This window comes from Streptomyces sp. MAI_2237 (assembly GCF_054189285.1).
On record NZ_JAJPGQ010000003.1, the window covers coordinates 2,679,380 to 2,700,775 of the forward strand.

Consider the following 21,396-nt stretch of genomic DNA (forward strand, 5'->3'; position numbering starts at 1 on the left):
AACGTCAGCGAATGTCTGATGCTGGTTGCTCATGGGTGGAACGTTGACTATTCGGCCGGGTTCTGGGTCGGAGGCTGCTAGTACTGCTCGTAAGAGCGTGGAACGCATGATCTCCGGGCGGGAGCTGGCCGGGCACGCTGTTGGGTGTCTGAGGGAATGGTTTTCCTCAGTCGCCGGCCCCAGTGAACTCACCGCTTGTCGGTGGGGTGATGGGTGGCTGGTCGTTGTTTGAGAACTGCACAGTGGACGCGAGCATCTGTGGCCAAGTTTTTAAGGGCGCACGGTGGATGCCTTGGCACCAGGAACCGATGAAGGACGTGGGAGGCCACGATAGGCCCCGGGGAGTCGTCAACCAGGCTTTGATCCGGGGGTGTCCGAATGGGGAAACCCGGCAGTCGTCATGGGCTGTCACCCTTGCCTGAACACATAGGGCAAGTGGAGGGAACGCGGGGAAGTGAAACATCTCAGTACCCGCAGGAAGAGAAAACAACCGTGATTCCGGGAGTAGTGGCGAGCGAAACCGGATGAGGCCAAACCGTATGCGTGTGAGACCCGGCAGGGGTTGCGCATGCGGGGTTGTGGGATCTCTCTTCTGTCGTCTGCCGGCGACAGGACGAGTCAGAAACCGTTGATGTAGGCGAAGGACATGCGAGAGGTCCGGCGTAGAGGGTAAGACCCCCGTAGTCGAAACGTCAGCGGCTCGTTTGAGAGACACCCAAGTAGCACGGGGCCCGAGAAATCCCGTGTGAATCTGGCGGGACCACCCGCTAAGCCTAAATATTCCCTGGTGACCGATAGCGGATAGTACCGTGAGGGAATGGTGAAAAGTACCGCGGGAGCGGAGTGAAATAGTACCTGAAACCGTGTGCCTACAAGCCGTGGGAGCGTCGGAACAAGGCTTGCCTTGTTCTCGTGACTGCGTGCCTTTTGAAGAATGAGCCTGCGAGTTTGCGGTGTGTTGCGAGGTTAACCCGGGTGGGGAAGCCGTAGCGAAAGCGAGTCCGAATAGGGCGATTCAGTAGCACGCTCAAGACCCGAAGCGGAGTGATCTAGCCATGGGCAGGTTGAAGCGGAGGTAAGACTTCGTGGAGGACCGAACCCACCAGGGTTGAAAACCTGGGGGATGACCTGTGGTTAGGGGTGAAAGGCCAATCAAACTCCGTGATAGCTGGTTCTCCCCGAAATGCATTTAGGTGCAGCGTCGTGTGTTTCTTGCCGGAGGTAGAGCACTGGATAGGCGATGGGCCCTACCGGGTTACTGACCTTAGCCAAACTCCGAATGCCGGTAAGTGAGAGCGCGGCAGTGAGACTGTGGGGGATAAGCTCCATGGTCGAGAGGGAAACAGCCCAGAGCATCGACTAAGGCCCCTAAGCGTACGCTAAGTGGGAAAGGATGTGGAGTCGCACAGACAACCAGGAGGTTGGCTTAGAAGCAGCCACCCTTGAAAGAGTGCGTAATAGCTCACTGGTCTAGTGATTCCGCGCCGACAATGTAGCGGGGCTCAAGCGTACCGCCGAAGTCGTGTCATTGCAGCATGAGGGCCAACGCCCGCTGTGATGGGTAGGGGAGCGTCGTCTGCCGGGTGAAGCAGCACCGGAAGGTAGTTGTGGACGGTTGACGAGTGAGAATGCAGGCATGAGTAGCGATTCACACGTGGGAAACGTGTGCGCCGATTGACTAAGGGTTCCTGGGTCAAGCTGATCTGCCCAGGGTAAGTCGGGACCTAAGGCGAGGCCGACAGGCGTAGTCGATGGATAACCGGTTGATATTCCGGTACCCGCTGTGAAGCGTCAAACATTGAATCCAGTGATGCTAAGCCCGTGAAGCCGCCGGCTGAGTCTTCGGACGAGGTCGGAGTGGTGGAGCCGGTGACCCGAGCTGGTAGTAGGTGAGTGATGGGGTGACGCAGGAAGGTAGTCCATCCCGGGCGGTGGTTGTCCCGGGGTAAGGGTGTAGGCCGTGATCTAGGCAAATCCGGATCACTTAAGGCTGAGACCTGATGCCGAGCCGATTGTGGTGAAGTGGATGATCCTATGCTGTCGAGAAAAGCCTCTAGCGAGTTTCATGGCGGCCCGTACCCTAAACCGACTCAGGTGGTCAGGTAGAGAATACCGAGGCGTTCGGGTGAACTATGGTTAAGGAACTCGGCAAAATGCCCCCGTAACTTCGGGAGAAGGGGGGCCACACTCGGTGATCCGTTTTACACGGTGAGCTGGGGGTGGCCGCAGAGACCAGCGAGAAGCGACTGTTTACTAAAAACACAGGTCCGTGCGAAGCCGTAAGGCGATGTATACGGACTGACGCCTGCCCGGTGCTGGAACGTTAAGGGGACCGGTTAGTCACATTTCGGTGTGGCGAAGCTGAGAACTTAAGCGCCAGTAAACGGCGGTGGTAACTATAACCATCCTAAGGTAGCGAAATTCCTTGTCGGGTAAGTTCCGACCTGCACGAATGGCGTAACGACTTCTCGACTGTCTCAACCATAGGCCCGGTGAAATTGCACTACGAGTAAAGATGCTCGTTTCGCGCAGCAGGACGGAAAGACCCCGGGACCTTTACTACAGTTTGATATTGGTGTTCGGTTCGGCTTGTGTAGGATAGCTGGGAGACTTTGAAGTCCATACGCCAGTATGGGTGGAGTCGTCGTTGAAATACCAGTCTGGTCGTGCTGGATGTCTAACCTGGGTCCGTGATCCGGATCAGGGACAGTGTCTGATGGGTAGTTTAACTGGGGCGGTTGCCTCCTAAAGAGTAACGGAGGCGCCCAAAGGTTCCCTCAGCCTGGTTGGCAATCAGGTGTTGAGTGTAAGTGCACAAGGGAGCTTGACTGTGAGACCGACGGGTCGAGCAGGGACGAAAGTCGGGACTAGTGATCCGGCGGTGGCTTGTGGAAGCGCCGTCGCTCAACGGATAAAAGGTACCCCGGGGATAACAGGCTGATCTTCCCCAAGAGTCCATATCGACGGGATGGTTTGGCACCTCGATGTCGGCTCGTCGCATCCTGGGGCTGGAGTCGGTCCCAAGGGTTGGGCTGTTCGCCCATTAAAGCGGTACGCGAGCTGGGTTTAGAACGTCGTGAGACAGTTCGGTCCCTATCCGCTGCGCGCGCAGGAATATTGAGAAGGGCTGTCCCTAGTACGAGAGGACCGGGACGGACGAACCTCTGGTGTGCCAGTTGTTCTGCCAAGGGCATGGCTGGTTGGCTACGTTCGGGAGGGATAACCGCTGAAAGCATCTAAGCGGGAAGCCTGCTTCGAGATGAGTATTCCCACCCACTTGATGGGGTAAGGCTCCCAGTAGACGACTGGGTTGATAGGCCGGATCTGGAAGCACGGTAACGTGTGGAGGTGACCGGTACTAATAGGCCGAGGGCTTGTCCTCAGTTGCTCGCGTCCACTGTGTTAGTTCTGAGGCAACGACCGTGTTTTTTCCGGTCTAACTTCATAGTGTTTCGGTGGTTATAGCGTGAGGGAAACGCCCGGTTACATTCCGAACCCGGAAGCTAAGCCTTACAGCGCCGATGGTACTGCAGGGGGGACCCTGTGGGAGAGTAGGACGCCGCCGAACAATTATTCAGGGTTGGTCCCGGAACTTAGGTTCCGGGACCAACCCTTTTTTGTTTCACGTCACTTGGAGTTCACGTTGCGCAACGAGCATCCACAGCATGGGTACTGCTGCGATGCTCAGGGCCGCCGGTGTCGGACTCGGTGACGAGGTGGTCGTGCCGGCCTTCGGGAACGTCGAGGTCGCCGAGGCCGTTGCCATGGCCGGAGCGCTGCCGGTGTTCGCCGACATAGATCCGGTCACCTACTGCCTCGACGCGTCCGCCGTCGAGGCGGCGACAACTCCGCGGACCGCGGCCGTCGTTGTCGTACACCGCTTCGGGCGGCCGGCCGACATTCCCCGGCTGCACGACGTCGGGCAGCGGCACGGACTCCTGGTGCTGGAACAGGGGGAGTCCGAGGCGCCGTACGACGAGATCGCGCAGCGCCGGGAGCGGGCCGCCTATCTCGACGCCAAGTTGAGGGGTGTGCGCACGCCCGACGGCGGTGACGGGCACACCTACCAGCAGTACGTGGTGCGGGTGCCCGGAAACGGGCGACCGGACCGGGACGCCTTCGCGCGGGCTTTGCGGGCGCGCGGAGTCGAGTGCCGGGTGCCGGTGAAGACGCCCGTGCACCGGCTGCCGGAATTCCGGCGCTGTCTGTCCTTGCCGGAGACCGAACGCGCCGCCGACGAGACACTCGCGCTCCCCGTGGAAGCCGCGCTGACGAAGCGGGACATGCAGCGCATCGTGGGCGCGTGCAATGCGCTGGGCGGGCTGCTTCAGCCGGCTTTCTGAGCGGGGTTGGGAGCACGCGAGTGTTCGGGGTATGATCTATTCCGTTGCCGCGGGGGAAACCCCGAGAAGGCGACAGGCCCCCTTAGCTCAGTCGGCAGAGCGTCTCCATGGTAAGGAGAAGGTCAACGGTTCGATTCCGTTAGGGGGCTCCGACAGAAAAGAACCCTCCGCCCTTTCGGGCGGGGGGTTCTTTTCGTATTCAGTCCTTCTGGAGGCCTGGGACCCGCATCGCCAGGATCGCCATGTCGTCGGACGGGGCGTCCGAAGCGAATCGCTCCACGGCGCGCATGATGCGTGCGGCGACCGCGCCCGCCGTCAGACCCGTGCAGGTCGTCAGGACGTCGGTGAGGCCGTCGTCGCCCAGCATGCGCGTGCCCTCGCGGCGCTCCGTGACGCCGTCCGTGACGCACAGCAGGACGTCACCGGGGTCGAGGGTGACCGTCTCCTCGTACAGGTCGAGGTCCTCCATGACGCCCAGGAGCGGCTGGGGCTCGGCGGCCGGTTCGACCGTGCCGTCCTGGCGCAGGCGGAGCGGCAGGGGATGGCCGGCGCAGACCACCTTCAGTTCCGCGCTGCCGTCCTCCTGGGGGCGCAACTCGCCGTAGAGGAGGGTCAGGAAGCGGCTGCGGGCTCCCTCGTCGAGGATCGCGGAGTTGAGGCGCTCCAGAACCGCCGGGCCGCTCAGGCCCTCTCGGGCGAGCAGCCGCAGGGCGTGCCGGGCCAGGCCCGTCACGGCCGCCGCGTTAGGGCCCGTACCGCAGACGTCGCCGATGGCGAAGCCGTAGGCGCCGTCGCTGATCGGGAAGAGGTCGTAGAAGTCGCCGCCGACCTCGTTGCCCTCGCCGGCCGCGCGGTAGATGACCTCGACCTCGACGCCGTCGATCTCGGGGAGTTCGGGCGGCAGGAGGCTGCGCTGGAGGGCCTGGCTGATCGCGGTGCGCTCCGAGTACAGGCGGGCGTTGTCCAGCGCCAGAGCGGCCCGTCGGCTCAAGTCCTCGGCCAGTTCCAGGATTTCCTGGCGGAAGTGTTCGTCGGTGGGCTTGCCGAGCGTCAGCATGCCGATGACGCGGTTGCGGGCCACCAGCGGCAGGACGACCGTCTCGCCGCCCACGGCGGACGCCGTGGCGAGCGTGGGGCCGATTCCGGAGGCGACCTGGCGGGTCGGGCCGCCGGACAGGCCGAGGCTGCGCATGGAGCTGCGCAGCGCCGCCTGGTGGGCGACCTCGCCGGGGGCGGACCAGACGCGTGCGCCGGGGGTCGGCACCGGGTCCGGCGGGGGGACCTTGGAGAGCAACGACTTGATGCCGTCGATGAGTTCCTCGTCCTCGTGCAGGACGTAGGAGAGGTACGGCTCGGAGGCCTGGTCGGCGATCGTGTAGACCGCACACCAGGTGGCGAGGGTGGGGACGGTCATCTGGGCCATCAGGGCCAGGGTCTGGTCGCGGTCCAGGGTGCCGGCCAGCAGGTCGGAGGCCTCGACCAGGAAGCTGAGGGAGCCCCTGCGCAGCCGCTCCAGCTCGCCCAGGCGTGCGGACTCGACGGCCAGCGCGATGCGGTCGGCCGCGAACTGCAGGCGCAGGGCCTCCTCGTTGGAGTATCTGCCCGGGGACTCGGCGGCGATGCCCAGAGAGCCGGTCAGGCGGCCCTCGACCTTCAGGGGGACCGTGACGACCGAGCGCATGCCCGTGCCGCTCAGCAGCGGTACGGCGCCCGGGACGGCCGCCAGGTCGTCGTGGACGGCCGGCATGCGGGCCGAGCCGTAGCGGCCGGGGCCCGCCTCGACGGGCACGCGCGCGAAGCGCTGCCGGGCGGAGGGCAGGCCGGTCGAGGCGCGGACCTCCAGCTCCGTCTCGTCGTCGGTCGCGAGGAGCAGGAACGCCGAGTCGGCGTCGAGCATGTCCCGGGCGCGCTCGACCGTGCGCTGCAGGAGGCCGTCGAGGTCGTCCGGGGCGGGGGAGCCGATGAACACCTCGAAGGGGTCGGTGTTCTGGCCCTCGGCGGTTGACCCGGAGTCGGAGGCGGGACCGCGCAGCGGCGTCTGCAGGACGGCCCGCTCGTGGTCGCGCACGAGGAGGCAGACCGTGGAGGGCTCGCCGCCCGTGTCGCGGACGCGGAGGTGGGAGGCGTACACCGGGGTGACGCGGCCGTTGGCGCCCCTTATGCCGTAGCTGCCCTCCCAGCGGGAGAGCTGGAGCGCCTCCGCGATGCCGGTGCTGGTGCCGGGGGTGTGCGGCCAGGCGGCGAGATCGGTGAGAGGCTTTCCGATCACCTGTTCGGCGGGGTAGCCGAAGAGCTCCTCCGCGTCCTCGTTCCAGGACGTGATGGAGCCGGTGCGGTCGATCTGGACGACCGCGACCCGGACTCTGCCGTCGGCGAGCGGGAGGAGATCGGCGGGGAGCGAGGGGCCCGCGGCGCGGGTGCCGACGGCGCGCTGGGGGAGGTCGAGCTGGAACCAGACCTGCTTGTGGGTGGGCGTGTACTCCACGCCCCAGCGGCCGGCGAGCGCCGCGCACAGCTGGAGTCCGCGGCCGCCCTCGCGGTCGGGGCTGCCCATGTTGACCGGGGAGCCCTGGAGGGGGATCTCGCGTTCCGGGTAGTGGTCGGCCACCTCGACCCGTACGCCGTCGTCCGTGCGCAGGCACAGGACGTCGGCCGAGGTGCCCGCGTGCACCACCGCGTTGGTCACCAGCTCGCTGGTCAGGACCACGGCGTCGTCGACGATGTCGGCGAAGCCCCAGCCCTGCAGGGTGTCGCGGACGAACGAGCGGGCGGTCGCTACGGATCGTCCGACGGGCTCGAAGCTGGCGGCCGCGCGCGCGGTGATCACAGAACTCCTCGGCCTGTTGTCGACGTGCAGGGCTCCGTGGCCGACCGGCTCGCCCCGCTGATGCGGCATGGGCGTGCCCGTCGGCCGGTCCGGGGGCTGTCCCCCGGGGATCAGTCCGGTGGTCATGTGTCCGGCCGTCCCTCCGATGCCCGCTCGATCTCGTACCACCGCCCAGGCCGGAACGGACCGGCGCGGCTGGACAGCCGCATGCAAGGTTACTTACCTTCGACGGCCGTGCGGATGCCGGTCTGCAGTGTTTCCGCCCAGAGGGTGTGCGGACGATGTGCGAAGCTGCCGAACTGTTATGGCCGGGTTCAGTCGGGGTGAAACACTGGGCAAGCTTCTTGTGAAGGTCCGGTCAGGCCGAGTGACTTCTGGATGCAGCGGGCAGCAGCCCGAGGTGCGGCCTGGTATATCCGGCAGGAATACGCAGCAGTAACGGGTACCGCGAGCAGTAGCGGCGGAGTACAGCAGTAACGGTCGACCCCTGCGGGAGGGACACAGTGGAGTCTGGCGCAGCGACGCGGGGCACTAAGACGCGCGCGAAAGGCGGACAGTCCCTGGACAACCAGCGCCCACCACGTGGTGGCACCACCGCGGTGGACACGGCGGCCATGAACCGACTGCTGGCGGCCCTTGTGGCGATGCGGGACGGCAACTTCCGGAAACGGTTGACCGTCTCCGGCGACGGCGTGATGTCGGAGATCGCCGCCGTCTTCAACGAGGTGGCCGACCGCAATCTGCATCTGACGGGCGAGCTGTCCCGGGTACGGCGCATGGTGGGCCGCGAGGGCAAGCTGACCGAGCGCCTGGAGACGGGTGCGTACGAAGGGTCCTGGGCCGCCGCCATCGAGGCGTCCAACGCCCTCGTGGACGATCTCGTACGGCCCGTCTCCGAGGTCGGCCGGGTGCTCTCCGCGGTCGCCGAGGGCGATCTGTCGCCCCGGATGGAGCTGCGGACGCAGGCGCCGGACGGGACCGGGCATCCGCTGCGCGGTGAGTTCCTGAAGGTCGGCCGGACGGTGAACAACCTCGTCGACCAGCTGTCGACCTTCACCGACGAGGTCACGCGCGTGGCCAGCGAGGTGGGCACCGAGGGCAAGTTGGGCGGCCAGGCACGCGTGCGGGGCATGTCGGGTTCGTGGAAGGACCTCACGGACTCCGTCAACACGATGGCGTACCGGCTGACGGCCCAGGTGCGCGACATCGCCCTGGTGACGACCGCGGTGGCCAAGGGCGATCTGTCGCGCAAGGTGACCGTTCACGTGGCCGGCGAGATGCTGGAGCTGAAGAACACCGTCAACACGATGGTGGACCAGCTGTCGTCGTTCTCCTCGGAGGTGACCCGCGTCGCCCGCGAGGTGGGCACGGAGGGCGAGCTCGGCGGCCAGGCGCAGGTGCCCGGTGTGGCCGGCGTGTGGAAGGACCTCACCGATTCGGTGAACCTCATGGCCGGCAACCTCACGGCCCAGGTGCGCGGTATCTCACAGGTCACCACCGCGGTCGCCAACGGTGATCTGTCGCAGAAGGTGACCGTCTCGGCGCGCGGCGAGGTCGCGCAGCTCGCGGACACGATCAACCAGATGACCGAGACGCTGCGGATCTTCGCGGACGAGGTCACGCGTGTGGCCAACGAGGTCGGTGCGGCGGGGCAGCTGGGCGGTCAGGCGAACGTTCCCGGCGCGGCCGGCACCTGGAAGGACCTCACCGACTCCGTCAACACGGTCTTCCGCAACCTGACCATTCAGGTGCGGGACATCGCCGCGGTGACGACGGCGGTGGCCAACGGCGACCTGTCGCAGAAGGTCACCGTCAATGTGGCCGGCGAGATGCTGGAGTTGAAGAACACCGTCAACGGCATGGTGGACCAGCTGCAGTCCTTCGGTTCCGAGGTCACGCGGGTGGCCCGCGAGGTCGGTGTCGAGGGTGAGCTGGGCGGCCAGGCGCAGGTGCCGGGCGCGGCCGGCACCTGGAAGGACCTGACGGACTCGGTCAACACCGCGTTCCGCAACCTCACCGGCCAGGTGCGCAACATCGCCCAGGTGACGACTGCCGTGGCCAACGGCGACCTCTCCCAGAAGGTCACCGTGGACGTCTCCGGCGAGATGCTTCAGCTGAAGAACACCGTGAACACGATGGTGGACCAGTTGTCGGCCTTCGCCGACCAGGTGACCCGGATGGCCCGGGACGTGGGCACCGAGGGCCGCCTGGGCGGTCAGGCGGACGTGCCGGGCGTGGCCGGTACGTGGAAGGAGCTCACCGACTCCGTCAACGGGATGGCGGGCAACCTCACCGCCCAGGTGCGCAACATCGCCCAGGTCACCACCGCGGTGGCCCAGGGCGACCTGTCGCAGAAGATCGACGTGGACGCGCGCGGGGAGATCCTGGAGCTGAAGAACACCATCAACACGATGGTCGACCAGCTCTCCGGGTTCGCCGACCAGGTGACCCGGGTGGCCCGCGAGGTGGGCACCGAGGGCCGCCTCGGCGGTCAGGCGCAGGTGCCCGGCGTGGCCGGCGTGTGGCGGGACCTGACCGACTCCGTGAACGGCATGGCGGGCAACCTCACCGCCCAGGTGCGCAACATCGCGCAGGTCGCCACCGCGGTGGCCCGCGGTGACCTGTCCCAGAAGATCACCGTGGACGCGCGCGGGGAGATCCTGGAGCTGAAGAACACCCTGAACACGATGGTCGACCAGCTGTCGTCGTTCGCGGAGGAGGTCACCAGGGTCGCCCGCGAGGTGGGCACGGAGGGCCAGCTCGGCGGTCAGGCCGAGGTGCAGGGCGTCTCCGGCACCTGGAAGGACCTCACGCAGTCGGTGAACGGCATGGCGAACAACCTGACCCTTCAGGTGCGCTCCATCGCCGACGTCACCACCGCCGTCGCCAAGGGCGACCTGTCGAAGAAGATCACCGTCGACGCCAAGGGCGAGATCCTCGAACTCGTCACGACGGTCAACACCATGGTCGACCAGCTGTCGTCGTTCGCCGAGCAGGTGACCCGGGTGGCCCGCGAGGTGGGCACGGAGGGCATCCTCGGCGGCCAGGCGCACGTGCCCGGGGTCACGGGCATCTGGAAGGACCTCAGCGACAACGTGAACCTGATGGCCAAGAACCTGACCATCCAGGTGCGCAACATCTCCCAGGTGTCCGCCGCGGTCGCCAACGGCGACCTGACGCGTCAGGTGACCATCGAGGCGCGCGGAGAGGTCGCACAGCTCGCCGACACCATCAACACCATGGTGAAGACGCTGAGCTCGTTCGCCGACCAGGTCACCAAGGTGGCCCGCGAGGTGGGCACGGACGGCATCCTCGGCGGCCAGGCGCACGTACCGGGCGTGGCCGGCACCTGGAAGGACCTGACCGAGTCCGTGAACCAGATGGCGTCCAACCTGACCGGTCAGGTGCGCAACATCGCCATGGTCACCACGGCCATCGCCAAGGGCGACCTGACCAAGAAGATCGACATCGACGCCCGGGGCGAGATCCTGGAGCTGAAGACGACGATCAACACGATGGTCGACCAGCTGTCGTCCTTCGCGGAGGAGGTCACCCGAGTCGCCCGCGAGGTGGGCACCGAGGGCCAGCTGGGCGGTCAGGCACGCGTGCGTGACGTCGACGGCACCTGGCGCGACCTCACCGAGTCGGTGAACGAGATGGCCGGAAACCTCACCCGGCAGGTGCGCGCCATCGCGCGCGTGGCCACCGCGGTGACCCGGGGCGACCTGAACCTGAAGATCGACGTCGACGCGTCCGGCGAGATCCAGGAACTGCAGGACTACATCAACAAGATGATCGCCAACCTGCGCGACACCACGATCGCCAACAAGGAGCAGGACTGGCTCAAGGGCAACCTGGCCCGTATCTCCGCCCTGATGCAGGGCCGACGCGACCTGCAGGACGTCGCCTCGCTGATCATGAGCGAGCTGACGCCGGTGGTCTCCGCCCAGCACGGCGCGTTCTTCCTGACGATGCCGCTCATGGACCAGGACCCCGGCGCCGACGCCGAGGAGCAGTACGAGCTGCGGATGCTGGGCTCGTACGGCTACTCGATGGGCTCCATGCCGACGTCGTTCCGGCCGGGCGAGGCACTGATCGGGACGGCCGCCCAGGAGAAGCGCACGATCCTGGTGGAGAACGCCCCCAGTGGCTACCTGAAGATCTCCTCCGGCCTCGGCGAGGCGCCGCCCGCGCAGGTGATCGTCCTGCCGGTGCTGTTCGAAGGGAAGGTGCTCGGAGTGATCGAGCTGGCCTCCTTCACGCCCTTCACGCAGATCCAGAAGGATTTCCTCAACCAGATCGCCGAGATGATCGCGACCAGCGTCAACACCATCTCGGTGAACACCAAGACCGAGCAGCTGCTGAAGCAGTCGCAGGAGCTGACCGAGCAACTGCGGGAGCGGTCGGCGGAGTTGGAGAACCGGCAGAAGGCCCTTCAGGCGTCCAACGCCGAACTGGAGGAGAAGGCCGAGCTGCTGGCCCAGCAGAACCGTGACATCGAGGTGAAGAACACCGAGATCGAGGAGGCGCGGCAGGTCCTGGAGGAGCGCGCCGAGCAGCTCGCCGTCTCGATGCGCTACAAGAGCGAGTTCCTGGCCAACATGTCGCACGAGCTGCGCACGCCGCTGAACTCGCTGCTGATCCTCGCCAAGCTGCTCGCCGACAACGCCGACGCCAACCTCACGCCGAAGCAGGTCGAGTTCGCCGAGACCATCCACGGGGCCGGCTCCGACCTGCTGCAGCTGATCAACGACATCCTGGACCTGTCGAAGGTCGAGGCGGGCAAGATGGACGTCTCCCCGACGCGCATCGCGCTCGTCCAGCTCGTCGACTACGTGGAGGCCACCTTCCGGCCGCTGACCGCGGAGAAGGGCCTGGACCTGTCGGTTCGGGTCTCGCCGGAGCTGCCCGCCACCCTGCACACGGACGAGCAGCGTCTCCTGCAGGTGCTGCGCAACCTGCTGTCGAACGCCGTGAAGTTCACCGACTCCGGCTCCGTGGAACTCGTGATCCGGCCGGCCGGAGCGGACGTGCCCGTGGCCATCCGGGAGCAGCTGCTGGAGACCGGCTCGCTCAGCGATCCGGACGCCGGCCTGATCGCCTTCTCGGTGACCGACACCGGCATCGGCATCGCGGCCAGCAAGATGCGGGTGATCTTCGAGGCGTTCAAGCAGGCCGACGGCACCACCAGCCGCAAGTACGGCGGTACGGGCCTGGGGCTGTCGATCTCGCGGGAGATCGCCCAGCTGCTCGGCGGGGAGATCCACGCGCAGAGCGAACCGGGGCGCGGTTCGACCTTCACGCTGTATTTGCCCCTGCATCCCAGCGAACTGCCGCCGCAGGGCTATCAGCAGCCCGTGGCGGCCCTCGGGGCGAGCGATCTGGTGGCCGCGTCGGACCTCTCCCAGCTCTCCGACGTGGAGATCGAGACGCCGGCGGAGGTGAAGTCGTACCAGCAGGCCCAGAACGGCGCCGCGGCCCTCTTCAGGCGCCGCCGCAGGCACGCGCTGGACGCCGGCCAGGGTTCGGCGTCGCCGGAGCAGTGGCCGGCCGAGCAGCAGGCGGCGCAGCCGCAGGTGCACCGGGGCATCCGCTTCGGCGGGCAGAAGGTCCTGATCGTCGACGACGACATCCGCAATGTGTTCGCGCTGACCAGCGTCCTGGAGCAGCACGGTCTGTCGGTGCTCTACGCCGAGAACGGCCGTGAGGGCATCGAGGTCCTGGAGCAGCACGACGACGTCGCGGTCGTCCTGATGGACATCATGATGCCCGAGATGGACGGATACGCGACGACCACCGCGATCCGCCGGATGCCCCAGTTCGCGGGCCTGCCGATCATCGCGCTGACGGCGAAGGCGATGAAGGGCGACCGGGAGAAGGCGATCGAGTCGGGCGCCTCCGACTACGTGACCAAGCCGGTCGACCCCGATCACCTGCTGACGGTGATGGAGCAGTGGATGCGGGGGGAGTGACGGGAATCATCGATGTTCACACGGAGTTGCTGACTCAGTGTGGCCGGCGCCGTGTAGAAGTACGGGATTCGGGGAACCTTCTGGTCTCCCGGTCCGTTTCTGCTACGTGCACAGTGACATCGCGGTGACAGGGTGTGGCGACAGGCGGGGTGCGGCTACGATGACCGGCACAAGGACGGGCGGCGAAACGGAGTCGTCCCCAGGGGCGGCGCCCGGTGCACATCCGGGGCGAGGAGGGCGGGCCATGGTGCAGAAGGCCAAGATCCTCCTGGTCGATGACCGGCCGGAGAATCTGCTGGCGCTGGAGGCCATCCTCTCCGCGCTCGATCAGACACTGGTGCGGGCATCGTCCGGGGAGGAAGCACTCAAGGCACTGCTCACGGACGACTTCGCGGTCATTCTGCTGGACGTCCAGATGCCGGGCATGGACGGTTTCGAGACCGCCGCCCACATCAAGCGGCGCGAGCGGACCCGGGACATCCCGATCATCTTCCTCACCGCGATCAACCACGGCCCGCACCACACGTTCCGCGGCTACGCGGCGGGTGCGGTGGACTACATCTCCAAGCCGTTCGACCCGTGGGTGCTGCGCGCGAAGGTCTCGGTGTTCGTCGAGCTGTACATGAAGAACTGCCAACTGCGGGAGCAGGCGGCACTGCTGCGCCTGCAGTTGGAGGGCGGCGGAGGCAAGTCCGCGGTCGGCGACTCCAAGGAGCCGGCCGGCCTGCTCGCCGAGCTGTCGGCGCGCCTCGCGGCCGTCGAGGAGCAGGCCGAGGCGCTGTCCAAGCAGCTGGACGACGACTCGGCGGACGCGGCCGCGGTGGCCACCGCGGCTCATCTCGAACGCAAACTCACCGGTTTGCGGCGGGCGCTGGACGCGCTGGAGCCGGGCGCCGGAAACACCTCCTCGGTGCCCTCGCAGAACTGACGCCCCCGCGAGGCGCAGTTGCGCATGAGGACGCGTCAGTTCCGCAAGCCGTCAAGGGCGACACGAACGGGTGAAGCAGCGGCACACGTGTCGGTCGACGTCTCCACAGGTAACCTCACACTCATGGCCTCACGTCCCTCCGCTGCCAAGAAGCAGCCCGCGAAGAAGGCGGCGGCTCCGGCGAAGAAGGCCGCCGCGAAAAGGGCCCCGGCGAAGAAGGCGCCCGCCAGGAAGGCCGCCGCGAAGAAGGCCGCGCCGCCGCCGAGGCCGGCGCCGAGCCCGACCGGCGGCATCTACCGGCTGGTGCGCGCGCTGTGGCTCGGCGTCGCGCACGCCGTGGGCGCCGTTTTCCGGGGTATAGGGACGGGAGCCAAGAACCTCGATCCCGCACATCGCAAGGACGGCGTGGCTCTCCTTCTCCTCGGCATCGCCCTGATCGTCGCCGCCGGCACCTGGGCCGACCTGCACGGTCCCGTCGGCGACCTCGTCGAGATCCTGGTGACCGGCTCCTTCGGCCGACTGGACCTGCTCGTGCCGATACTGCTCGCGGTCATCGCCGCGCGCTTCATCCGGCACCCGGAGAAGCCCGAGGCCAACGGCCGCATCGTCATCGGCCTGTCCGCGCTCGCCATCGGCGTGCTCGGCCAGGTCCACATCGCCTGCGGCTCGCCCGCCCGCAGCGACGGCATGCAGGCCATAAGGGACGCGGGCGGCCTCATCGGCTGGGCGGCGGCCACCCCGCTGACGTACACCATGGGCGACGTGCTCGCCGTACCGCTGCTCGTGCTGCTCACGGTCTTCGGCCTGCTCGTCGTCACCGCCACCCCGGTCAACGCCATCCCGCAGCGGCTGCGGATGCTCGGGGTGCGGCTCGGGATCGTCCACGACCCCTACGTGGGCGAACCCACCGAGGACGATGAGCGCTACGACGAGCAGTGGCGCGAGGCGATCCCCGCCCGCACCCGCCGCCGCGGCTCCGCCCCCGAGCCGTACGACCCCGACGGCGCGGAGCAGGAGGCCCTCTCCAAGCGCCGGAGCCGCCCCAGGCGCTCCGCGGTGCCCCAGCCCGACATGGGCCGTCAGATGGACGCTGTGGACGTCGCGGCGGCCGCAGCGGCCGCGCTCGACGGCGCCGTCATGCACGGGATGCCGCCCTCGCCGGTCGTCGCCGACCTCACCCAGGGGGTGAGCGTGGGCGACCGCGAGGAGACGCTGCCCACGCCGACGCCGGTCCCGGCCGCGCGCCCCAAGCAGGAGAAGCTCAGGCAGGAGAAGCTCAAGGTCGAGGTCGCCGACCTCACCAAGCCCGCGCCGGAGGCGCCCGCCGAACTGCCCGCGCGCGCGGAGCAGCTCCAGCTGTCCGGCGACATCACCTACGCGCTGCCCTCGCTCGACCTCCTCACCCGCGGCGGCCCCGGCAAGGCGCGCAGCGCCGCCAACGACGCGGTCGTCGCCTCCCTGACGAACGTCTTCACGGAGTTCAAGGTCGACGCCGCCGTCACCGGCTTCACGCGCGGTCCGACGGTGACCCGCTACGAGGTCGAGCTCGGCCCGGCCGTGAAGGTCGAGCGGATCACCGCGCTGACGAAGAACATCGCGTACGCCGTGGCCAGCCCGGACGTGCGGATCATCAGCCCGATCCCCGGCAAGTCCGCCGTCGGCATCGAGATCCCCAACACCGACCGCGAGATGGTCAACCTCGGCGACGTGCTGCGCCTCGCGGCCGCAGCGGAGGACGACCACCCGATGCTGGTCGCGCTCGGCAAGGACGTCGAGGGCGGCTACGTGATGGCCAACCTCGCGAAGATGCCGCACGTCCTGGTCGCCGGAGCCACCGGCTCCGGAAAGTCGTCGTGCATCAACTGCCTCATCACCTCGGTCATGGTCCGCGCGACCCCCGAGGACGTGCGCATGGTCCTCGTCGACCCCAAGCGCGTGGAGCTGACCGCCTACGAGGGCATCCCGCACCTGATCACGCCGATCATCACCAACCCCAAGCGGGCCGCCGAGGCGCTCCAGTGGGTCGTACGCGAGATGGACCTGCGCTACGACGACCTCGCGGCGTACGGCTACCGGCACATCGACGACTTCAACGAGGCCGTCCGCAACGGCAAGGTGAAGCCCCCGGAGGGCAGCGAGCGCGAGCTCCAGCCCTACCCGTACCTGCTGGTGATCGTCGACGAGCTCGCCGACCTGATGATGGTCGCCCCGCGCGACGTCGAGGACGCGATCGTGCGCATCACGCAGCTCGCGCGCGCGGCCGGCATCCACCTGGTCCTCGCCACGCAGCGGCCGTCGGTCGACGTCGTCACCGGTCTGATCAAGGCGAACGTGCCCTCGCGGCTCGCCTTCGCCACCTCCTCGCTCGCCGACTCCCGCGTCATCCTCGACCAGCCCGGCGCCGAGAAGCTGATCGGCAAGGGCGACGGCCTGTTCCTGCCGATGGGCGCGAGCAAGCCGACCCGTATGCAGGGCGCCTTCGTGACCGAGGAGGAGGTCGCGGCCATCGTCCAGCACTGCAAGGACCAGATGGCGCCCGTCTTCCGGGACGACGTCACCGTCGGGACCAAGCAGAAGAAGGAGATCGACGAGGAGATCGGCGACGACCTCGACCTGCTGTGCCAGGCGGCCGAGCTGGTGGTGTCCACCCAGTTCGGGTCGACGTCCATGCTCCAGCGCAAGCTGCGCGTCGGCTTCGCCAAGGCCGGCCGGCTCATGGACCTCATGGAGTCCAGGGGCATCGTCGGGCCGAGCGAGGGGTCCAAGGCTCGTGACGTTCTTGTGAAGGCTGACGAACTGGACGGAGTGCTCGCGGTGATCCGCGGGGAGGCTTGAGACAGGCCCCGATCGGGTGCGCCACCGATGTCCGATCGTGACTCATCCGTAAGCGATCATTGAGCAACCGTTTCCCTTTCGCGTACGTCAAGTTGAGGGAAGCGGCAAACACGTGCCCGACCATCGGCGTGTCCGGCCATACCGATGGGCTAACAAGCTCGACCGTCCGGTTGCCCCACCCTTTCTTACCCCCCATAGACTGAACCCCCAGCACAGGTGGCTAAAACGCTCGAAAGGCGCCCCCGTGTCCATCGGCAACTCCCCTGAAGACGAGCGTCCGTTCGAAGACGATCGCGAGCAAGCCCGCCTCTCCGTCGGCCGCGCCCTCAAACAGGCGCGCATCGACGCCGGGCTGACCGTCGACGACGTCAGCAACGCCACCCGGGTCCGCATCGCCATCGTGCACGCCATCGAGGCGGACGACTTCGACCCCTGTGGTGGGGCCGTCTACGCGCGCGGGCACATCCGGACCCTGGCCAAGGCCGTCCACCTCGATCCGGCCCCGCTGCTCGCGCAGTACGACGCCGATCATGGCGGCCGCCCGGCCCCGACCCCGGCGGCCCCGCTGTTCGAGGCGGAACGCATCCGCCCCGAGCGCCGCGGCCCGAACTGGACCGCGGCGATGGTCGCCGCGATCGTCGCCGTGGTCGGCTTCGTCGGGTTCACCGCGTTCAAGGGCGGCGACGACGGCGGCGGCAAGGCCCAGGTCGCCGAGGGGTCGACGCCCACGCAGAGCAAGTCCGCCTCGCCGACACCGCACGGCAAGAAGTCCGCCACCCCGAAGTCCGACCCCTCGGACAGCGCCATCGCCGCCGCCCCCCAGGACAAGGTCACCGTCCGCGTCACGGCCCCCGACGGTAAGAGCTGGATCTCCGCCAAGGACCACAACGGCCGGCTGCTCTTCGACGGGCTCCTCGCGCAGGGCGACTCCAAGACCTTCCAGGACAGCCAGAAGATCAACCTCGTCCTCGGCGACGCCGGAGTCATCCAGCTCTACGTCAACGGCAAGAAGATCGAGGACCAGTTCCAGCCGGGCGCGGTGGAGCGCCTGACGTACACCAAGGGCGACCCCCAGGTCGGCTGACCGCACACGCGCACCGAAGGGCCCGGCCGGGATCGGCCGGGCCCTTCGACGTGGACCGTCAGCGGGACAAAGTAGTCTTGAGCCCATGCCTGAACGCCGTACCGTCGCACTCGTCACCCTTGGCTGCGCCCGTAACGAGGTGGACTCGGAGGAGCTCGCAGGCCGCTTGGAGGCGGACGGCTGGGACCTCGTCGAGGACGCCGCGGACGCGGACGTCGCGGTCGTGAACACCTGTGGCTTCGTCGAAGCCGCCAAGAAGGACTCCGTCGACGCCCTCCTGGAGGCCAACGACCTCAAGGGGCACGGCAGAACCCAGGCCGTCGTGGCGGTGGGCTGCATGGCCGAGCGGTACGGCAAGGACCTCGCCGAGGCCCTGCCCGAGGCCGACGGCGTGCTGGGCTTCGACGACTACGCGGACATCTCCGACCGCCTGCAGACCATCCTCAGCGGCGGCATCCACGCCGCCCACACCCCGCGCGACCGGCGCAAGCTGCTGCCGATCAGCCCCGCCGAGCGCCAGGACTCCGCGGCCGAGGTCGCCCTGCCCGGGCACGCGCCCGCGGACCTCCCCGAGGGCCTCGCGCCCGCCTCCGGCCCCCGGGCACCCCTGCGCCGCCGGCTGGACGGCTCCCCGGTCGCCTCCGTGAAGCTCGCCTCCGGCTGCGACCGGCGCTGCACCTTCTGCGCCATCCCGTCCTTCCGCGGCTCCTTCATCTCCCGCCGCCCGAGCGACGTGCTGAACGAGACCCGCTGGCTGGCCGAGCAGGGCGTCAAGGAGATCATGCTGGTCTCCGAGAACAACACCTCCTACGGCAAGGACCTGGGCGACATCCGCCTGCTGGAGTCCCTGCTGCCCGAGCTGGCCGAGGTCGACGGCCTCGAGCGCGTGCGCGTCAGCTACCTCCAGCCGGCCGAGATGCGCCCCGGGCTGATCGACGTCCTGACCTCCACCCCCAAGGTCGCCCCGTACTTCGACCTGTCCTTCCAGCACTCCGCGCCCGGCGTGCTGCGCGCCATGCGCCGCTTCGGCGACACCGACCGCTTCCTCGAACTGCTCGACACCATCCGGAGCAAGGCGCCCCAGGCGGGCGTGCGCTCCAACTTCATCGTCGGCTTCCCCGGCGAGAGCGAGGCCGACCTGGCGGAGCTGGAGCGGTTCCTCACCGGCGCGCGCCTGGACGCCATCGGCGTCTTCGGGTACTCCGACGAGGAGGGCACGGAAGCGGCGACGTACGAGAACAAGCTGGACGAGGACGTCGTCGCCGAGCGGCTCGCGCACATCTCCCGGCTGGCCGAGGAACTGGTCTCGCAGCGGGCCGAGGAGCGCGTGGGCGAGACCGCGCACGTCCTCGTGGAGTCCGTGGACGAGGAGGGCGTGTACGGCCGCGGCGCCCACCAGGCACCGGAGACGGACGGCCAGGTGCTGCTCACGAGCGGCGCGGGTCTGAGCGTCGGCCGTATCGTCGAGGCCAAGGTGGTCGGTACGGAGGGTGTCGACCTGGTGGCCGAGCCGCTCACGGGCTCGCTCGGGTCCAGTGAGGAGGCGGGCAGATGACCGGAGTCCCGGCATCGGCGGCGAACGGTTCCTCCAAGACGGGTCCCTCGCAGACCGACGCCATTCCTTCCGAAGCGGAAGGCGGCACGAAGCATCCGCGGGGAGCGAAGATCGCGGCCGCGGCCGTCAACCAGGCGAGCGTCTGGAACATCGCCAACCTGCTCACCATGCTCCGGCTGCTGCTCGTCCCCGGCTTCGTCGTCCTGATGCTCGCCGACGGCGGCTACGACCCGGCCTGGCGCTCGGTCGCCTGGGCCGCGTTCGCCGTCGCCATGATCACCGACCTGTTCGACGGCCACCTCGCGCGCACCTACAACCTCGTCACCGACTTCGGGAAGATCGCCGACCCCATCGCCGACAAGGCGATCATGGGCGCGGCACTGATCTGCCTGTCCGGCCTGGGCGACCTGCCGTGGTGGGTGACGATCGTCATCCTCGGCCGGGAACTCGGGATCACCCTGCTGCGTTTCGTGGTCATCCGGTACGGCGTGATCCCGGCGAGCCGCGGCGGCAAGCTCAAGACGCTCATCCAGGGCGTGGCCGTCGGGATGTACATCCTGGCGCTGACGGGATGGCTGGCCACCCTGAGGTTCTGGGTCATGGGTGCGGCGGTCGTCCTGACGGTGGTGACCGGACTCGACTATGTGAGACAGGCCATTGTGCTGCGCAGGCAGGGAATCGCCGAGCGCAAGGCCGCGTTGGAGGAGACGGAAGCGTGAGTTCCCAGGCCGCCGACGTGGTGAGACTACTGACAGTGAGGGGCGAGACCCTCGCTGTCGCGGAGTCGCTCACCGGTGGGTTGGTTGCGGCGGACGTCACAGGCGTCCCCGGCGCGTCCAAGGCGTTCCGGGGTTCGGTGACGGCGTACGCCACCGAACTCAAGCACGAGCTGCTGGGGGTCGACGCCGACCTGCTGGCCGTGCGAGGAGCGGTGGACCCGCAGGTCGCAGCCCAGATGGCGGCCGGTGTGCGCAAGGCGCTCGGCGCCGACTGGGGCATCGCGACGACCGGTGTCGCGGGCCCGGAGCCGCAGGACGGCCGGCCCGTGGGCACGGTTTTCGTGGCCGTCGACGGGCCCTTCGGCCCTGGCCCTGGTTCTGCCTCTGGCGGAAAAGTGGAGGCCCTGCGGTTGAACGGCGACCGTGCGGAAATTCGTAGAGAGAGTGTACGGAGCGTACTCGCACTGCTCCTGACGGAGCTTGCGGGCGAACACAGTGGGAATGAGCGGGCACAGGATACGGAACAGAACGGGGGGTTTTGATGTTTGCAGCCCTGAGTGAACACGACATCGCTCCCCGCACGGCCGCGGCGCAAGGCGGTACGGTGGGGCGTGAAGGATGCGGCTACGCGGTCCGAGGAGGGAGCCACCGATGATTCTGCTCCGTCGCCTGCTGGGTGACGTGCTGCGTCGGCAGCGCCAACGCCAGGGCCGTACTCTGCGCGAAGTCTCCTCGTCCGCCCGAGTCTCACTCGGCTATCTCTCCGAGGTGGAGCGGGGGCAGAAGGAGGCTTCCTCCGAGCTGCTCGCCGCCATCTGCGACGCGCTGGACGTACGGATGTCCGAACTCATGCGGGAAGTGAGCGACGAACTCGCCCTCGCCGAGCTGGCCCAGTCCGCTGCGGCCGCCTCGCCGGCACCGGTTCGCCCGATGCTGGGTTCCGTGTCGGTGACCGGTGTGCCTCCGGAAAGGGTGACCATCAAGGCGCCCGCCGAGGCGGTGGACGTGGTCGCCGCGTGACGTTCACTGACGTTCACGCGGATGTGCGCTTGACCTGACGACGCACCACGAAGTGTGCGAGTGCCCCGGCCGGGGCCTCACCGGGTGATCCGGAGAGGCGCGGTTCGGGGCTT

Annotated in this window: 10 protein-coding genes, 1 tRNA gene and 2 rRNA genes; 12 read left to right on the top strand and 1 reads right to left on the bottom strand. The window is 67.7% G+C overall.

Translation table 11 applies throughout. The features are described 5' to 3' along the window. Positions 1-260: 260 nt before the first annotated feature. The 4 genes from LN251_RS22830 to LN251_RS22845 all read left to right on the top strand — a co-directional run bounded on the left by LN251_RS22830 (position 261) and on the right by LN251_RS22845 (position 4,492). Positions 261-3,382 (top strand): 23S ribosomal RNA (locus LN251_RS22830). Between the two features lie 69 nt (positions 3,383-3,451). After that, a 5S ribosomal RNA gene (rrf, locus tag LN251_RS22835) occupies positions 3,452-3,568 on the top strand. A gap of 112 nt (positions 3,569-3,680) precedes the next feature. Beyond that, positions 3,681-4,343: a DegT/DnrJ/EryC1/StrS family aminotransferase gene (locus LN251_RS22840; protein ID WP_458246777.1), complete on the top strand. Its 663-nt coding sequence runs from the start codon at positions 3,681-3,683 to the stop codon at positions 4,341-4,343. A 76-nt stretch (positions 4,344-4,419) separates the two neighbouring features. After that, positions 4,420-4,492, top strand: a tRNA-Thr gene (locus tag LN251_RS22845). Positions 4,493-4,542: 50 nt separating this feature from the next. Here the strand turns inward: LN251_RS22845 and LN251_RS22850 are convergent. Continuing rightward, positions 4,543-7,296, bottom strand: coding sequence for a SpoIIE family protein phosphatase (locus LN251_RS22850; RefSeq protein WP_458246006.1), 2,754 nt, complete (start codon positions 7,294-7,296; stop codon positions 4,543-4,545). Between the two features lie 377 nt (positions 7,297-7,673). On the opposite strand from LN251_RS22850, the gene LN251_RS22855 reads away from it, so the two are divergent. The 8 genes from LN251_RS22855 to LN251_RS22890 all read left to right on the top strand — a co-directional run bounded on the left by LN251_RS22855 (position 7,674) and on the right by LN251_RS22890 (position 21,283). After that, the gene (locus tag LN251_RS22855; protein ID WP_458246007.1) at positions 7,674-13,142 is read left to right on the top strand and encodes a HAMP domain-containing protein; all 5,469 of its coding nucleotides are present in this window, start codon (positions 7,674-7,676) and stop codon (positions 13,140-13,142) included. A 244-nt stretch (positions 13,143-13,386) separates the two neighbouring features. Continuing rightward, on the top strand, positions 13,387-14,070 hold the full coding sequence (locus LN251_RS22860; protein WP_058922594.1) for a response regulator: 684 nt from the start codon (positions 13,387-13,389) through the stop codon (positions 14,068-14,070). A 123-nt stretch (positions 14,071-14,193) separates the two neighbouring features. Beyond that, entirely contained in the window at positions 14,194-16,905 is a 2,712-nt protein-coding gene (locus LN251_RS22865; protein WP_458246008.1) for a DNA translocase FtsK, read from the top strand. A 244-nt stretch (positions 16,906-17,149) separates the two neighbouring features. Further along, on the top strand, positions 17,150-17,989 hold the full coding sequence (locus LN251_RS22870) for a helix-turn-helix domain-containing protein (RefSeq protein ID WP_458246009.1): 840 nt from the start codon (positions 17,150-17,152) through the stop codon (positions 17,987-17,989). A gap of 85 nt (positions 17,990-18,074) precedes the next feature. Further along, the gene (rimO, locus tag LN251_RS22875) at positions 18,075-19,544 is read left to right on the top strand and encodes a 30S ribosomal protein S12 methylthiotransferase RimO (protein WP_362996820.1); all 1,470 of its coding nucleotides are present in this window, start codon (positions 18,075-18,077) and stop codon (positions 19,542-19,544) included. Then, complete coding sequence (pgsA, locus tag LN251_RS22880; protein ID WP_458246010.1) at positions 19,541-20,263, top strand: CDP-diacylglycerol--glycerol-3-phosphate 3-phosphatidyltransferase; 723 nt, start codon at positions 19,541-19,543, stop codon at positions 20,261-20,263. Before rimO ends, pgsA begins: the two co-directional genes overlap by 4 nt. Continuing rightward, a complete protein-coding gene (locus tag LN251_RS22885) occupies positions 20,260-20,805 on the top strand; it encodes a CinA family protein (RefSeq protein ID WP_458246011.1) in 546 nt (181 codons plus the stop codon). Before pgsA ends, LN251_RS22885 begins: the two co-directional genes overlap by 4 nt. Positions 20,806-20,914: 109 nt before the next feature. After that, on the top strand, positions 20,915-21,283 hold the full coding sequence (locus LN251_RS22890) for a helix-turn-helix domain-containing protein (protein ID WP_058922588.1): 369 nt from the start codon (positions 20,915-20,917) through the stop codon (positions 21,281-21,283). The last annotated feature ends 113 nt before the right edge of the window (positions 21,284-21,396 follow it).

What these genes read in the sequence shown, in the direction of transcription:
- LN251_RS22840 (WP_458246777.1), top strand. Translation starts at nt 3,681, where the DNA reads ATGCTCAGGGCCGCCGGTGTCGGACTCGGTGACGAGGTGGTCGTGCCG.
- LN251_RS22860 (WP_058922594.1), top strand. Translation starts at nt 13,387, where the DNA reads ATGGTGCAGAAGGCCAAGATCCTCCTGGTCGATGACCGGCCGGAGAAT.
- rimO (WP_362996820.1), top strand. Translation starts at nt 18,075, where the DNA reads ATGCCTGAACGCCGTACCGTCGCACTCGTCACCCTTGGCTGCGCCCGT.
- LN251_RS22890 (WP_058922588.1), top strand. Translation starts at nt 20,915, where the DNA reads ATGATTCTGCTCCGTCGCCTGCTGGGTGACGTGCTGCGTCGGCAGCGC.
- pgsA (WP_458246010.1), top strand. Translation starts at nt 19,541, where the DNA reads ATGACCGGAGTCCCGGCATCGGCGGCGAACGGTTCCTCCAAGACGGGT.
- LN251_RS22865 (WP_458246008.1), top strand. Translation starts at nt 14,194, where the DNA reads ATGGCCTCACGTCCCTCCGCTGCCAAGAAGCAGCCCGCGAAGAAGGCG.
- LN251_RS22850 (WP_458246006.1), bottom strand. Translation starts at nt 7,296, where the DNA reads ATGACCACCGGACTGATCCCCGGGGGACAGCCCCCGGACCGGCCGACG.